Origin of the sequence: Butyricimonas hominis (assembly GCF_014287455.1) — a bacterium.
GTDB classification, from domain to species: Bacteria; Bacteroidota; Bacteroidia; order Bacteroidales; family Marinifilaceae; genus Butyricimonas; species Butyricimonas muris.
This window is the reverse complement of record NZ_JACOOH010000004.1, coordinates 217,676-232,862: the sequence shown is the minus strand read 5'-3', so window position 1 is coordinate 232,862 and position 15,187 is coordinate 217,676. Positions and strand designations below refer to the sequence as shown.

The following is a 15,187-nucleotide window of genomic DNA, read 5'->3' as shown; positions in this document are numbered from 1 at the left end:
GAAAATCATGAAAATCTAAAGTACAACTTTAGAAAATCATGAAAATCTAAAGCACAACTTTTGATTTTCACAAAACAAAGATATGGAATTTTCTATTTTCTGTGACATTTTCTGTGACATTTATTCGGAATCTTCCTCCGTTTCCTTTTTGGGTTTCCCCTCGACGATGATGACGATTTCGCCTTTTACACCTTTTTCGGTGAAGTGTGTGATCAGTTCTTTGAGAGTACCCCGCTGGAAGTCCTCGAAGAGTTTGCTGATCTCGCGGGCAACACAGGCATGGCGGCTTTCCCCGAAAAATTCAGCCATTTGCTCTAACGCTTTGACAAGGCGGAAAGGGGATTCGTAGAAAATCATCGTGCGGTCTTCCTCGGCGAGGGAGATGAGTTTTTTTTGCCGTCCTTTCTTTTGCGGCAGGAATCCCTCGAAGCAGAAACGGTCGCAGGGAAGCCCCGAATTGACGAGGGCGGGCACGAAGGCAGTTGCCCCGGGCAGACATTCGGTTTCTATACCTTGCTCTATACAGGTACGGACGAGCAGGAAGCCGGGATCGGAGATACCGGGTGTGCCCGCGTCACTGATCAAGGCGACGTCCTCTCCGCGGGCGATGCGTTCGGCGATGCGGCTCACTTGCTGGTGCTCGTTGAACTTGTGGTGCGAGAGCAGAGGGGTGTTGATCTCGTAATGCTTGAGCAATTTCGCGGATGTGCGGGTGTCCTCGGCAAGCACGAGAGGTACTTCTTTTAATATACGGAGTGCTCTTAGCGTGATGTCTTCAAGGTTGCCGACGGGGGTAGGGATAAGGTACAGTTTTGCCATATAATTTGAAAATTGAAAGTTGAAAATTGAAAGTGAGGTTTCAAGATTCAACGATTTAATATCCGCAAAGGTAGGAATATATCTATGATTTTATTCATAATTTGACGATATTTCTCTTTTAGAGAGGAGATGCCCGCCGAGTGTTTGGGGTGATTTACAGAGATTTGGGGACGTAAATATCGCTAAAAGCGTGTGTTAGTGAAAAAAAAATAGTGATTTCTTTGGTTGGAATGAAATTTGCCGTATATTTGCAACCGCTAAAGCAAAATATGGTCCGTTCGTCTAGGGGCTAGGACGCAAGATTCTCATTCTTGTAACACGGGTTCGATTCCCGTACGGACTACAAAGCTGATAATAATCGGCTTAGCGATGGTCCGTTCGTCTAGGGGTTAGGACGCAAGATTTTCATTCTTGTAACACGGGTTCGATTCCCGTACGGACTACCGAGAAGGTAGTGGATATTTAATGGTCCGTTCGTCTAGGGGTTAGGACGCAAGATTTTCATTCTTGTAACACGGGTTCGATTCCCGTACGGACTACAAAGTTGAATTAAATTAATTTGTAGAGATGGCAAATCATCAATCATCAGAAAAAAGAATACGGCAGAGCGAGAAGAGAAAATTACATAATCGTTACTACGCTAAAACTGCTAGAAATGCCGTTAGGAAACTACGTGCGTTGACTGAGAAAGAGGCTGCAGCAGATTTGTTACCGAAAGTTTCATCTATGTTAGATAAGCTTGCGAAAAAGAATATTATCCACAAAAACAAAGCTGCAAACTTGAAATCGAAGTTGGCTTTGCACGTGAATAAGCTGTAATTTCAATAGACATAAGATATTAGGGTAATAGGTCTTGAGCTTGTTACCTTTATTTTTTATGTGTCGGGTAATCTTGAGAATTTATTCTTAAGATTTTTTTTTATTTTGAAAAAAATGGTTACATTACCGGCTGTAAAGATAAGGTTATGGCTGGAGAATATATTCCTATTTCCTCGTGGGCGGAGGATGATAAGCCCCGGGAAAAGATGTTGGCGAACGGCGTCGCCACGCTTTCCACAAATGAGTTGCTCGCTATCCTGTTGCGCTCGGGAAGCGGCGGGGAGTCTGCTCTTGATCTTGCCCGGCGTATGCTGGCGGATTGCAATAATGACTTGAATACTTTGGCGCGCTTGTCCGTGACGGATTTCATGAACCGTTACAGGGGAGTGGGCATGGCAAAAGCAGCCTCGATTATCGCCGCGGTGGAGATCGGGCGGCGCAGAGCGTTGGCTGCCGCCCGAGAAGAGCCCGTGCTGACGACAAGCCGGGATCTGTATGACTATCTGCAACCGCTCATCGGGGATTTGGATCACGAGGAGTTCTGGGTGGTTACCCTTTCGAGTGCCTGTCGGATAAAGTCATGTGAACGTTTGTTCTCCGGAGGTATGGAAAACACGATTATCGATATCCGGATGGTGTTCCGGAAAGTGTTGGAAGCCAAAGCGTGTTCTATCGTTATCGCGCACAACCACCCTAGCGGTAACAATCGTCCGAGTCCGCAGGATATTGCTCTGACGAAAAAGATTCAGGAAGCGGGAAGGTTGTTGGATATCATTCTGCTTGATCATATTATCGTTTGCCCCGATCGATATTATAGTTTCGCGGATAATGGGATGTTGTGAATTTTAGATTTGATGATTTTAGATTTTAGATTGAGGGCGTAAATCACTTAATTGTTATATCTTTGTGGCAGCATATTGTGCCACATTGACACTCGTTTTGTTTGTCAATGTGGCATGTTGACTTGTTGGCAGGGATTTTGCTTGAAAAAAGTAGCTTAATTTGTTTATTCATAAAAAAATATATACGATATGTCAGAAGAGAAGAGAGCGACTCACGAGGAAGAACTGGAGGAGTCACAGAATGTTGAGAATGAGGTAGAAGAAAAGTCTCACAAGAAGAAAGAGGATAAATCTTGCAAAAAGGAAGAGAGTAAATTGGAAGAGTTGGGACAAAAGCTGGCGGAGATGAATGACAAATATCTGCGGTTGTCGGCGGAATTTGATAATTACCGGAAACGTACTTTGAAAGAGAAAATGGAATTGACGAAGAGTGCCGGGGAGCAGATATTGACAAATATTCTGCCTGTGGTGGATAACTTCGAGAGAGCCTTGAAGAGTATGAGCGTGTCAAAGGATGTGGCAGCCTTGAAAGAAGGGGTGGATTTGATCTATGCTAATTTCAAGACGTTCCTAACGCAAAACGGTGTAAAGGAGATCGAGACGGACGGGGTGGATTTCAACACGGATATTCACGAGGCTGTGACCACTATTCCCGCACCGACTCCCGAATTGAAGGGGAAAGTGCTGGATTGTATCGAGAAAGGATATTATTTGAACGATAAGGTGATGCGTTTCGCGAAAGTGGTTGTAGGCGAATAAATTAAGATTGCGTGGTAATGGAAAAGAGAGATTATTATGAAGTGTTGGGCGTGTCTAAAAATGCCGATGCTACTGAAATAAAAAAAGCGTATCGCAAACTGGCATTGAAGTATCATCCGGATAAGAACCCGGGTGACAAGGAGGCAGAGGAGAAGTTCAAGGAGGCTGCCGAGGCGTACGATGTGTTGAGCAATGACGATAAAAGGCGCCGTTACGACCAGTTCGGACACGCCGGGATGGGTGGTGCCGGTGGTTTCGGTGGTGGAGGCATGAGCATGGATGATATCTTCTCTCATTTTGGGGATATCTTTAGTGGGATGGGCGGTTTTGGCGGCTTCAGTGGTTTCGGCGGGGGCGGACGTTCAGCCCGTAGGGTGAACCGGGGTACGAATCTGCGGGTGAAGGTGAAATTGAACCTGCAAGAAGTAGCTACCGGAGTTGAAAAGAAAATTAAGGTGAAAAAATACGTGGCTTGCCAGCATTGTAGCGGCACGGGTGCGAAAGACGGGAAGTCTTTCACTACTTGCTCGACCTGTAACGGTTCGGGACAGGTTACCCGAGTGCAGAATACAATTCTCGGTGCCATGCAGACGACTTCCACCTGTCCCACTTGCGAGGGTGAAGGAAAGATTATTAACGAGAAATGTACCTATTGTAACGGAGAGGGCGTGTTGTTGTCGGAAGAGGTGATCACGATTAATATTCCGGCAGGGGTGGCTGAAGGGATGCAGCTGTCATTGGGCGGTAAAGGCAATGCTGCCCGTCGCGGAGGTGTGAATGGAGATTTGATTGTGCTGGTGGAAGAAGACGAGCATCCTGATCTGGTAAGGGACGGCAATGATTTGTTGTATAACGTGTTTATCGGTTACCCCGAAGCGGTTCTGGGAGAAACGGTAGAGATTCCGACGATAGAGGGCAAGGTGAAAGTGAAAATAGAGGCAGGAACTCAACCGGGTAAAATATTGCGCTTGCGCGGAAAAGGTTTGCCGGACGTGAACGGGTACGGGAAAGGTGACCTGTTGGCGAAGGTGAACGTGTGGATTCCGAAGAACTTGTCGAAAGACGAGAAAAAGTTAGTGGAGAAAATGAAAGAAACGACTGGATTCAAGCCCGGAAGTAATGACAAGAAAAGCATATTCTCCAAGATGAAGGATTTTTTTGAATAGAACAAATTTATGATTACACTGACACAACTGGAATATATTGTAGCCGTTGACGAGCATCGGCATTTTGCCACGGCAGCGGATAGTTGCTTCGTGACACAGCCGACGCTGAGTATGCAAATCAAAAAGTTGGAAGACGATCTCGGTGTAATCATTTTTGACAGGAGCCGACAACCGGTGGTGCCCACGGATATCGGGGCAAAACTGATCGCTCAGGCACGGACGGTTTTATCGGCGACACAAAGAATAAAAGAAATTATCAACGAGGAAAAACAGGAGGTGGCAGGCTCTTTGAAGATCGGGATTATTCCCACGTTGGCCCCCTACCTGTTACCTATTTTTATAGGGGATTATATCCGCCGTTATCCAGCCGTGAAGGTCGAGGTTGAGGAGTTGGTATCCGAAGAGATTATCAAGCGATTGAAACGGGACACGTTGGACGCGGGCATTTTTGTTACGCCTTTCCATGACGAGAAGATCGTGGAACGCCCCGTCTTTTATGAAGAAATGATGATCTACGCTCACGCCGGTCATGAACTTTTGAAGAAGAAAGACGTAGAAATACAGGATATCGCCACTCCCGATATATGGATGCTGGGTGACGGTCATTGTTTTCGCGATCAAGTGGTGAACTTGTGCGATATGCACGACACGCAGCACAAGAACCTGCCCTTTGATTTCGAGAGCAATTCGTTGGAAACATTGATGAAGATCGTGGATAGGGAAGGCGGTTTTACTTTAATCCCGGAACTGGCATTGTTGTATATGACGGAGGAGAAAAAAAAGCAAGTTCGTTCGTTCACGACCTATAAGCCTTTGCGGGAGGTGAGCGTCATTTATTCGCGCCACTATACGAAGCAGAAGTTGATAGACCTGCTTTGCGAGGATATCAAACAGGTGGTCCCCCCGGGAATGTTGAAGAAGGAAAGAGGGAGGATCGTCGAATGGAAAAAATAAGATAAATGTAATACCCTAAGAAGATGGATAGTATCAAGAAGAGTTTTTTAGAGGCACAGCAGGTGTTGGCTGATTTTGTGGCGGATGACGAGAAGTTGAAACAGGTCGGGTTGGCAGCCGAGATATTATCCCGGATTCTGAAAAGCGGCGGTAAGGTGATTAGCTGCGGTAATGGCGGTTCCATGAGTGACGCCATGCATTTCGCGGAAGAACTTACAGGACGCTTCAGGGGTGACCGCCCGGCATTGCCTGCCGTGGCGATTTCCGACCCGACGCATTTGACGTGTGTAGCGAATGACTTCGGTTTTGATTATGTGTTTTCCCGGTACGTGGAGGCGCACGGGAAAGCGGGAGATGTCCTGCTGGCTATCAGCACGTCCGGTAATTCGGCAAATGTCGTGAATGCCGTGAATACAGCGCATGATCGGGGAATGCTGGTGATCGGGCTGACAGGTAAGGACGGCGGTAAGATGAAGAATTTATGCGATGTGAATATTTGTGTCCCGTGGAATGGTTATTCCGACCGGATACAGGAGATTCATATCAAGATTATTCACATCTTGATAGAACAGATCGAGTTGCATTTGTTCGGTGAATAGATATAAAGGTGTATGACACATATTTTTTTTAAACGAAATAGTTATGGGAAATAAAATTAATGACCCTATCGCCCGATTGATGGGGTTGAGGTACAAGTCACATCCGTGGCATGGGTTGGATATCGGGCCGGATTTTCCGGCAGTGGTGACAGCATTTATCGAGATGGTGCCTACCGATACGGTGAAGTACGAGTTGGATAAAGTGAGCGGTTATATCAAGATTGACCGTCCGCAGAAGTATTCAAACGTGGTTCCTGCGTTGTACGGTTTTTTGCCGCAGACTTATTGCGGGGATCTGGTTGCTGACTATTGCATGGAGCAAACCCAGCGGGCGGATATACACGGTGACGGCGACCCGTTGGATATTTGCGTGTTGACAGAGAAAACGATATCCCACGGGGATATTATTGCAGAGGCTCGCCCGATCGGGGGATTCCGTATGTTGGACAAGAACGAGGCTGACGATAAGATTATCGCCGTGTTGAAACATGATGCCACGTATAGCGTGTATAACGATATATCCGAGTTGCCACACGTGGTGATCGATCGTTTGAAACACTATTTCCTGACCTACAAGGATCTTCCGGGAGAAGAACGCCGCACGGAAATTACCCACGTGTATAATAAGGAAGAAGCCTACGAGGTGATTCGTAGAAGTGCGGAAGACTACAAAAATCACTTCCAAGGCTTGGAGGATATCTTGAGTCGGGTTTAAACGTGAATTGATTCTGTGATTGTCGATTGATTGATTTCGTGATTCTATAATCACCTAATCGTCAATCATAAAATCACTGAATTTTTTTATCCTCCCCACCCTTCGCGATCGAGGCTGCGATACTGTATGGCTTCGGCGATGTATTCGGGTTTTATTTTTTCACTGTGTTCCAAGTCCGCTATTGTGCGGGATAGTTTTATGATGCGGTCGTATGCTCTGGCTGATAGGCCGAAACGTTGCATAGCGATTTTCAGCAAGGCGGTGCATCTATCATCCAAAAGACAATATTTTTTCAACAGAGGTGACGTCATCTGGGCGTTGCAATATATGCCTTGATGCTCGCGGAATCGGGCAGTCTGTATTTCTCTGGCGGCAATCACCCGCTCGCGAATGGCGGCACTGGGTTCGCTTTCGGTGTTGCTGGTCATTTTATCCAGTTCGACGGGGACGACTTCGATATGTATGTCAATGCGATCAAGCAGGGGACCCGATATTTTGGACAGGTATTTATGCACGGCTCCCGGCGGACAGTTGCACTCTTTGGTGGGGTGATTGTAGTAACCGCAGGGGCAGGGGTTCATGGAAGCGATGAGCATGATATTTGCCGGGTATTCCACGCTGAATTTGGAACGACTGATGGAAATCATCCGGTCTTCCAGCGGTTGGCGTAAAACTTCCAGTACAGATCTCTGAAATTCGGGTAGTTCGTCAAGGAATAATATTCCGTTATGTGCCAGTGAAATCTCCCCGGGTTGAGGCCAAGAGCCGCCACCGACAAGAGCCACGTTCGAGATCGTGTGGTGGGGGGATCGGAAAGGACGGTTGACGATCAGGGAATTGTTGTTTTGTATTTTTCCCGCGACGGAGTGTATCTTGGTTGTTTCGAGAGCTTCTTCCGTGGTCATGGGCGGCAGGATTGTCGGTAATCTTCGGGCGAGCATGGTCTTTCCCGAGCCCGGTGAGCCAATCATGATCATATTGTGTCCGCCCGCGGCGGCGATTTCCATGGCTCTTTTCACGTTCTCTTGTCCCTTAACGTCTTTGAAATCCAATAATTCGTTGTCGGAGTGCTGTTCCATGATTTTCCGGTCGAACACCGCGGGGGAGAATGATTTTTCTTTTTTCAAGAAAGCAATGACCTCGTTGATATGCCGGAAGCCATATACCTCGAAATCTTGAACAACAGCGGCCTCATTGGCATTCTGATGGGGGAGGATGATTCCTTTGAATCCTTCTTTTTTCGCGTGAATGGCAATGGGCAGTACGCCTTTTACGGCTTGCAGGCTTCCGTCAAGGGACAATTCGCCCATGATGACGTAGTGTTCCAAGTCGGCATCAGGAAGTTGTTCATTGGCAGCCAGAATACCGATACCTATCGGGAGATCGTAAGCGGAGCCTTCCTTCTTCACGTCGGCGGGAGCCATATTGATAATAACTCTTTTACCCGGGATTTTAAGTCCTATTTCCCGGAGGGCGGAATCGATGCGTTGTTGACTTTCTTTCACGGCATTATCCGGTAATCCCACGATGATGAATTTAGCACCCCAGAGGATGTTTACTTCTATTGTAATTGTAATAGCATTGATGCCGTACACGGCACCGCCGAATATTTTGACTAACATAACTGTCGATCTTTATTTCACATACAGGCAGGTAAGTTAGGATTATTTTACACGGAAACAAAATGGATAGGGTTATTTTTTCTCTTCGAGTTTTTCCAGTGAAACTTTTTCTCCGTCGAATTTGGCATACGTGAAATGAGTAATCCAGTCTCCCGTGTTGATATAATAGCTGGATTCCGCCAGTTGCATAAAGATGGGAAGGTGGCGATGACCGAAAATGAAGTAATCGATGTGCCGTTCCTGCAATACTTTCTTGCAATACAGCACGATCTCTTCTTTGTCATCTCCCAAGTATTCTCTTGCGTCTATTTTCCCGTTTCCTTTTAGTCGGGAGTGTGATGACCATCTGTTTGCCAAAGCGATACCCCAGTCGGGATGAATCAGCCGGAAGCATCTTTGCAGGAAACGATTGTGGAAGGCTTTGCTGAGGAAAAGATAGCCTTTGTCATTCGGGTTGAGTCCGTCGCCGTGTCCGATAAGGAAGGATTTCCCGTTCATTTCGATTTCGAACATAGAGGTATGCAGGATCACCCCACATTCCTTTGCCAAGTAGTCGAACGCCCAGATGTCATGATTTCCGGTAAAAAAATGAACTTTTATCCCGCTGTCGGTGAAATTGGCGAGTTCTGCCAGAAAGCGCACGTGTCCTTTGGGAACCACGTGTTTGTATTCGAACCAGAAATCGAACATATCACCCAACAGGTAGAGCTCCGAGCAAACGGGTTTTATCTTTTTCAAAAAATCCACGAGCATCAATTCCCTTTCCCGGTTATTTTTCAATAGTTTGGCACCCAAGTGTGCATCGGAGAGGAAATAAACGTTCTTACCCTGCATGATGATATGTTCGTTCTGTTTTTATTATTTCTTCAATAAAGTGTTCAAACGATCTTCCAGACGACTGCCGTACAAGTTCTTGCCGACAATCTCTTTTTTCTGGTTGATGATATAGTTTGCCGGAATATTTTTGATGTTCCAGCTTGCGGCAGCTCTGCTTTGCAAACCACCTTCATCCCATACGCAAATCCAGTTGATCTTGTTCTGTTTTATGATTTCTTCCCACAGCAATCTGTTTTTATCCAGACAGACCATGTAGATTTCAACGCCCTGTTTCTTGAATTTGTCATATACCGTTTTCATCTCCTTGATGTATTCCTGACTTTCTTTGGCGGTGATTAGCCCGAAGTCGAGCACGATATATTTATCTTTCAGGGAGAGCAATGATACCGGTTTCCCCTCCGTGTTGGGAAGAGTGATGTCCGGCAGAGAACTTTCCGAGTTGTTGATCACGGCTGCCAATTGCTGGTTGCGGATCGCTTGGGATATTTCTTTCAAATGGTTCATGATCGCTTTCGTGTATTGCGATTCCGGGTACAAAGCGGTTAATGACGATGCCACTACCTTGAAATAATGAAGGTCTTCTATCTCGTCCATGATACCGAGATTTCCTCCGATTTTCTGGTACAGGGCGTAGTAGGATGCCGGAGAGGTTGCGTGTTTGATGATAAAATCCCGGGTGAAGTTGATCTGTTTGTTTATAGCCTCCTCCCAAGCTTTGGCGTATTCTTCTCTTTGTTTGTCGTAAGCAGGCTCCTGCGGCAGCGCCTGATAGGATTTTCTCAAGGAGTCGGTCAGCGTGATCGTGCGATCGAGTTGGAAGTTTAATAATTTGATCCACAATGAATTTTCCGATCCATCTACCCAATAGTTGTTCTTGATGTCATCGAGTTTTCCACTTATTTCTATTTTTTCTTCCGGAGTGGCGATGATTGTAACCTGCTCGTTATTAGCGAATTTTAGCGCATAGAAGGTCGGTAGGTCAACATTAATCTTGAAAGTAAACTCTCCTTTCTTGTTAATTTTTGTTGAGTCTATAACTTTCCGGGAACTCACGTCAATTTGTTCCAAGTATACTTTCGTGTTGTCCGCATCTTTGATGGCTCCGGTGATCTCGACATTCGTTTTCTTGCTGCAAGAAGCGATAAGAACTACAAATAGCCCGAATAGTAATATTTTTCTCATAGTTTGTTGGAATGATAAATAATCTACATCTATATTGAAATTCGAAAGTAATACTTTTTTTCGATTTTTTACATCAATAGAGAGAGAATTTGAATAAAAAAAACGTTAATAAATTGTTAATGCTCTGTTTTAGAGTATGTGGATTGAAATAAAGTTTTATTTTTGCAAACGATGAAACAGCAAAAAATGAATATACGCGCCCTTCTGTTATTGGTTGTTTTCCTTTTAGGGACAATCGGGGTAAATGTGAGTAAGGTGTACTGCCATCGTTGTCAGGAAACTTATTCGCGTTTGATATTCATTCCTGCTGATACGCCGTGTCCTTGTACGCACGGTTGTGTTTGTTGTCACTCGTGCCATAATATGCACAAAAAGAATTGTGATAACGCGAAACAACAGCATACATATTATAAGGTCTACGGCGAGTGGGCTGCTTCTCATTTCGAGGTGCAGTTCAGCGATATGGTGATGGAGGTGGATTCTGCCCCTGTCTTTTCCGATCGTGCTACATCTATTGTCAAATCATTTAATCCTGCCTTGACGTACACGGATAATTCTCCGCCATTGGAGTTGCTGTGTACATTCCGTTGTTGATTTATTTCTGTTCCGTGAAGAAGGAATCCCCGCGGGTCCCTTTCAGACTGGTCGTGCGTGTATGCTTGGCCGAGAAGTATTATGTGTGAATTGAAACTAAAATCAAGAGCGAAAGTAATTGTATGAGAAATCTTTTTATTATGGTGTGTTTGTTCGCGTCTTTCGGATTGCAGGCGCAAACAATTAAAGGCCGGGTTATGGAGGAAACAGCCGATGGCGAGGAACCGCTTGCCGGGGCAAACGTGTATTGGGTCGGAACGAGCAAAGGAGCCGTGACGGACGGTAACGGAGAGTTCAAGTTGAAGTGGGAGAAGGTGGGAAAGTTGGTAATCAGCTTCATCGGTTATCGGTCGGATACTATTCAAGTAAAATCGACGGATAAGTTTGTTACTTGTACGTTACAATCTGGGGAGTTGTTGGATGAAGTGAACGTGCAAGCCCGGAAGCAAAGTACGGTGATGACGACCAATCGCCCGTTGATCGAGCAATTGATTACCGGGGAGGAATTGTGTAAAGCCGCTTGCTGTAACTTGGGCGAAAGTTTCGAGACCAATGCGTCCGTGGATGTTTCTTACGCGGATGCGGTGACGGGAGCGAAACAGATTCAGTTGCTCGGGCTGACGGGAAAATACGTGCAGATGATGACGGAGAATATGCCTAATTTCAGGGGACTCGCTTCTCTGTACGGGTTGACTTATATTCCCGGTCCTTGGATGTCGGCTATTTCCGTGTCTAAAGGTACCGGTTCGGTTATCAACGGCTACGAGTCGATGGCAGGCCAGATCAGCGTGGATTACAAGAAACCCCGTGATCCGGAATTGTTTTCGGCAAACGTGTTTACCAGTAGCGAGGGGATGTACGAGTTTAACTCTAATTTCAGTATTCGTTTTAATGATAAATGGAGCACGATGTTCCTTTTGCACGGGGACTGGATGGAGGAGCCGCACGACGGGAATAAGGACGGTTTTCTGGATATGCCCGAAAAGACACAGTATAACGTGATGAATCGTTGGGCGTACAAGGATGATTCTTGGTTCCTTCAATTCGGCGGAAAGTTTATCGACGAAACTCGTGAGGGGGGACAAACCTCGCACGGGGGACATGCCGAGCCGAATCCGACCTACGGGCTTTACAAGATAGGTATCGATACGCGTCGTTACGAGGGATTCTTGAAGTTAGGGTATCTGATGCCTCAATACGAGAACACGAGTATGGCATTGCTGCTGAATTACACGGATCACACGCAGGATTCGTATTACGGGAAGAAAATATATAATGCGGGACAAAAGAGTTTCTTCGCTAATTATATTTATCAGTCCATATTCGGGAATAATCCGGGACAGATGTACTCGGCAGGTATTAGTTTTACTTATGACAAGTATGACGAGGATTTCCGCGATCAATTGGTCGTGGCGGACGGACTCGAGGGGGTGGATGCTACTTTCAAGCGCGAGGAGCGTGTTCCGGGGGCTTTCTTCCAGTACACGGGAGAGTTTTTGGACGAGCGGTTTGTCGTGATGGCGGGTTTGCGTTATGATTATCACAATATTTTCGGTAGTATCTGGACGCCCCGGGCTCATATCATGTATAAGCCGGATGAGTTCACGAATATAAAAGCTACTTTCGGGCGGGGATTACGCACGGCGAATATTCTCGCGGAGAATAGCTACCTCTTGGCTTCTGCCGCTAATTTTTACGTGGAAGGTAAGTTATTGGCTAAGAATCCTCACTTGTTGGACGAGTTGAAGATGGAAGATTCTTGGAATTTCGGGGCAAACGTGAACCGGAAGTTTACTTTGTTCGGACGCACGTTGAATGTTAATCTTGATTACTATCACACGAAGTTCAACGATCAAGTGGTAGTGGATAACGAAACGACATTCGATCAGGTGAATTTCTATAATCTGGAAGGGAAGTCCTATTCCAATTGCTATCAGGCAGAGGTGAAATACGAATTGATTCCTCGTCTGGAAGCGACGGTGGCATATCGTTATAATGACGTGAAGACCACGATTAAAGGAGAGTTGAGACGTACCCCGTTTACCAGTCGTTACAAAGGTATGGTGAACTTGTCGTATTTCACGAACCTGAAAAAGTGGCAGTTCGATTTCACCACGCAGTTCAACGGTTCCGGTCGTTTACCCGAACAGGGAGGCATTGCTGATGAGTTTCGGGTTGCACCTCGTTTCGATGCATTCCAGATTATGAACGCTCAGGTGACAAAATATTTCCGCTTGTGGAGTGTTTATGCCGGATGCGAGAATATCGGCGATTTCACGCAGAAAAATCCGATCGTGAACGCTCACGATCCTTGGAGCAGTACGTTCGACTCGTCGAAAGTCTGGGGCCCTCTTCATGGACGTAAATTCTATATCGGTTTGCGTTTTGCTTTAGACCGGAAAGGATGAGATAAAAACTAAAAGATAAAAGTTGAAGACTAAAAATTGATAATAAATAAATATTTGAATATGAAAACAATGAAGATTTTATTTACGCTGGTAGTGTTCGTAATGATGGGTTTAACCGTGAATGCGCAAGCAAAAAAAGATACGACTGTTATTTTCAAGGTGGGAATCCATTGTCCTTCTTGTAAAGCGAAGTTAGACAAGAATATGCCTTTCGAGAAAGGGATAAAGGATTACAAGTTGAATATGAAGGATTCTACCGTGTTGGTGACCTATCGTATGGATAAGAACTCCTTGCCGGGATTGAAAGCGGCTATCGAAAGACATGACGTGAAAGTTCTTGCTTTGTGTGACAAAGACGGTAAAGTTATCAAATGCGACAAAGGACACAAATGTTGCAAAGAAGGTGCAAAAGCAGAGTGCAAAGGAGATTGCAGCCAATGTGACCACAAGAGCGGAAAGCATGAATGTGAAGGCAAATGTGATCATCACAAAAAAGATCAAACGTGCAAGGGAGAATGCGGTGACAATTGCTGCTCTAAAACCGGAAAGAAAGAAGATTGCTGCAAAAAGAAATAAGAGGAAGGTGTGTCGAAACACACCTTCTCGTCCGTAAGGTCTGAAAGTCCATAATGTCGTAAGGCCAAATGTACGGGTGATGTATGTATTATGATAGTGTATATCATTGCGTTATGAAATAATGGACTTTATGGACTTTAGGAGCCGAAGGCTCGACTTTATGGACCTTACAGACTAAAATAGGGTGGCAAAGCCACCCTATTTTTTATTGTTCCTGAATGAATTGATTCATTTTCTCGAAGTGACGTTCCATGTCTTGTAGAAGGCGGACTTGCACTTTTGTCCGTTGCAGGTTGTGCTCCGGGTAGGTGATCGGGTAGTAATGATCACCGTCAAGGTAATCCGTCAGGAAACGTACCGCTTGCAAATAGGTCATCAGAATACATCCTTGTGCCAGTGTTTTTTTCTCTCTTAGGGTAAAGAGGTGTTTTGCCTTTTCCATGAATCCGGCAGTGAACGCCTCAAAAAATGCCATGTTGAATACCACTTCATCAAGGTTGCGGGTTTCTTCCCCGGCCGAGTTACAAGCGGAACGGATGGCATCCCCGAAATCATAATGCACGATTCCCGGCATCACGGTATCCAGATCAATCACGCATAGCGGGCGATCGTTGTGGTCGAACAAAAGATTGTTGGCTTTCGTGTCGTTATGTGTCACCCGAAGCGGAAGGAACCCGTCGTCTTTCAGCTGCTGTAATTCGAGCATTTGCTTGTCGAATTTCTTTAAATATTCGAGCAATTCTTTACTTGACTCGATTCTTTCAGGGCTGGCTTTTGCCAGTGCTTCTTTTAATTCTCGCTGGCGTCTGGGAACGTTATGGAATAAAGGAATCGTTTCCGTCAATAATCTGGCGTCAAAATCGGATATCCGGTTTTCGAATTCGCCGAACCCGATACCCACTTGATAAGCGATCTGGGAGTCCGGAATGACGTCGTAACTCTTTGAGCCTTTGATAAACAGGGAGAGAGTCCAGTAGTTCCCTTCGTAATCCTTGTGATACGCGTTTCCTTTGTCCGTGTAGAAATACGTGATGTATTTACGGGTGATATCGCTCACCTTGTGTCGGAGCAGACGGTTACGAATGTGTCCGCATACCAGTTCCTTGTTTTTCACGAGTTTTGGAATATCCTTGAATACGTTGCTATTGAGCCGTTGAAGGATATATTCAACATCCTCATCTACCTTGACGAGATAAGTGTCGTTGATGTGCCCGGACCCGTAAGGCGTGGCCGACACGAATCGACCGCTGGATACGAACGTGTCGTATATCTTCTTTAGTTTATCCATGGCGTTG

Annotated in this window: 15 protein-coding genes and 3 tRNA genes; 13 read left to right on the top strand and 5 right to left on the bottom strand. The window is 45.6% G+C overall.

Features of this window, described 5'->3' with window-relative positions; translation table 11 throughout:
• Positions 1–120: 120 nt before the first annotated feature.
• Positions 121–819, bottom strand: a complete 699-nt coding sequence (gene rsmI / locus H8S64_RS10005) for a 16S rRNA (cytidine(1402)-2'-O)-methyltransferase (RefSeq protein ID WP_099291651.1) — start codon at positions 817–819, stop codon at positions 121–123.
• Between the two features lie 271 nt (positions 820–1,090).
• Here rsmI and H8S64_RS10000 point away from each other — a divergent pair.
• From H8S64_RS10000 to H8S64_RS09955, 10 genes are all read left to right on the top strand, one after another.
• Positions 1,091–1,162 (top strand) — tRNA-Glu (locus H8S64_RS10000).
• Between the two features lie 28 nt (positions 1,163–1,190).
• Positions 1,191–1,262, top strand: a tRNA-Glu gene (locus H8S64_RS09995).
• A gap of 24 nt (positions 1,263–1,286) precedes the next feature.
• Positions 1,287–1,358, top strand: a tRNA-Glu gene (locus H8S64_RS09990).
• A gap of 28 nt (positions 1,359–1,386) precedes the next feature.
• The gene (gene rpsT, locus H8S64_RS09985; RefSeq protein ID WP_099291652.1) at positions 1,387–1,638 is read left to right on the top strand and encodes a 30S ribosomal protein S20; all 252 of its coding nucleotides are present in this window, start codon (positions 1,387–1,389) and stop codon (positions 1,636–1,638) included.
• A 146-nt stretch (positions 1,639–1,784) separates the two neighbouring features.
• Positions 1,785–2,480 (top strand): RadC family protein, encoded by a 696-nt coding sequence (radC, locus tag H8S64_RS09980; RefSeq protein WP_099291653.1) that lies wholly within the window; start codon positions 1,785–1,787, stop codon positions 2,478–2,480.
• A 189-nt stretch (positions 2,481–2,669) separates the two neighbouring features.
• The gene (gene grpE / locus H8S64_RS09975) at positions 2,670–3,239 is read left to right on the top strand and encodes a nucleotide exchange factor GrpE (RefSeq protein ID WP_099291654.1); all 570 of its coding nucleotides are present in this window, start codon (positions 2,670–2,672) and stop codon (positions 3,237–3,239) included.
• Between the two features lie 17 nt (positions 3,240–3,256).
• Positions 3,257–4,405 carry a molecular chaperone DnaJ gene (dnaJ, locus tag H8S64_RS09970; RefSeq protein ID WP_186975966.1) on the top strand — a complete coding sequence of 383 codons (1,149 nt, stop codon included), beginning with the start codon at positions 3,257–3,259 and terminating at the stop codon, positions 4,403–4,405.
• A gap of 9 nt (positions 4,406–4,414) precedes the next feature.
• Positions 4,415–5,359, top strand: a complete 945-nt coding sequence (locus H8S64_RS09965; protein ID WP_099291656.1) for a LysR substrate-binding domain-containing protein — start codon at positions 4,415–4,417, stop codon at positions 5,357–5,359.
• A 23-nt stretch (positions 5,360–5,382) separates the two neighbouring features.
• Positions 5,383–5,958 (top strand): D-sedoheptulose 7-phosphate isomerase, encoded by a 576-nt coding sequence (gene lpcA / locus H8S64_RS09960; protein WP_099291657.1) that lies wholly within the window; start codon positions 5,383–5,385, stop codon positions 5,956–5,958.
• Positions 5,959–6,001: 43 nt separating this feature from the next.
• A complete protein-coding gene (locus tag H8S64_RS09955; protein WP_186975965.1) occupies positions 6,002–6,673 on the top strand; it encodes an inorganic pyrophosphatase in 672 nt (223 codons plus the stop codon).
• A gap of 86 nt (positions 6,674–6,759) precedes the next feature.
• Here H8S64_RS09955 and H8S64_RS09950 read toward each other — a convergent pair whose 3' ends face one another.
• The 3 genes from H8S64_RS09950 to H8S64_RS09940 all read right to left on the bottom strand — a co-directional run bounded on the left by H8S64_RS09950 (position 6,760) and on the right by H8S64_RS09940 (position 10,314).
• Positions 6,760–8,295, bottom strand: coding sequence for a YifB family Mg chelatase-like AAA ATPase (locus tag H8S64_RS09950; protein ID WP_186975964.1), 1,536 nt, complete (start codon positions 8,293–8,295; stop codon positions 6,760–6,762).
• Positions 8,296–8,367: 72 nt separating this feature from the next.
• Entirely contained in the window at positions 8,368–9,129 is a 762-nt protein-coding gene (locus tag H8S64_RS09945; RefSeq protein WP_186975963.1) for a UDP-2,3-diacylglucosamine diphosphatase, read from the bottom strand.
• Between the two features lie 24 nt (positions 9,130–9,153).
• A complete protein-coding gene (locus H8S64_RS09940) occupies positions 9,154–10,314 on the bottom strand; it encodes a TlpA disulfide reductase family protein (RefSeq protein ID WP_099291661.1) in 1,161 nt (386 codons plus the stop codon).
• Between the two features lie 171 nt (positions 10,315–10,485).
• Between H8S64_RS09940 and H8S64_RS09935 the strand changes: the two genes are divergently transcribed.
• The 3 genes from H8S64_RS09935 to H8S64_RS09925 all read left to right on the top strand — a co-directional run bounded on the left by H8S64_RS09935 (position 10,486) and on the right by H8S64_RS09925 (position 13,892).
• Complete coding sequence (locus H8S64_RS09935) at positions 10,486–10,908, top strand: hypothetical protein (RefSeq protein WP_099291662.1); 423 nt, start codon at positions 10,486–10,488, stop codon at positions 10,906–10,908.
• Positions 10,909–11,030: 122 nt separating this feature from the next.
• On the top strand, positions 11,031–13,316 hold the full coding sequence (locus H8S64_RS09930) for a TonB-dependent receptor (RefSeq protein WP_186975962.1): 2,286 nt from the start codon (positions 11,031–11,033) through the stop codon (positions 13,314–13,316).
• A 60-nt stretch (positions 13,317–13,376) separates the two neighbouring features.
• Complete coding sequence (locus H8S64_RS09925; RefSeq protein ID WP_099291664.1) at positions 13,377–13,892, top strand: heavy-metal-associated domain-containing protein; 516 nt, start codon at positions 13,377–13,379, stop codon at positions 13,890–13,892.
• 205 nt (positions 13,893–14,097) lie between these two features.
• Here H8S64_RS09925 and H8S64_RS09920 read toward each other — a convergent pair whose 3' ends face one another.
• Positions 14,098–15,180 carry a phosphotransferase enzyme family protein gene (locus tag H8S64_RS09920; RefSeq protein WP_186975961.1) on the bottom strand — a complete coding sequence of 361 codons (1,083 nt, stop codon included), beginning with the start codon at positions 15,178–15,180 and terminating at the stop codon, positions 14,098–14,100.
• Positions 15,181–15,187: the final 7 nt, after the last annotated feature.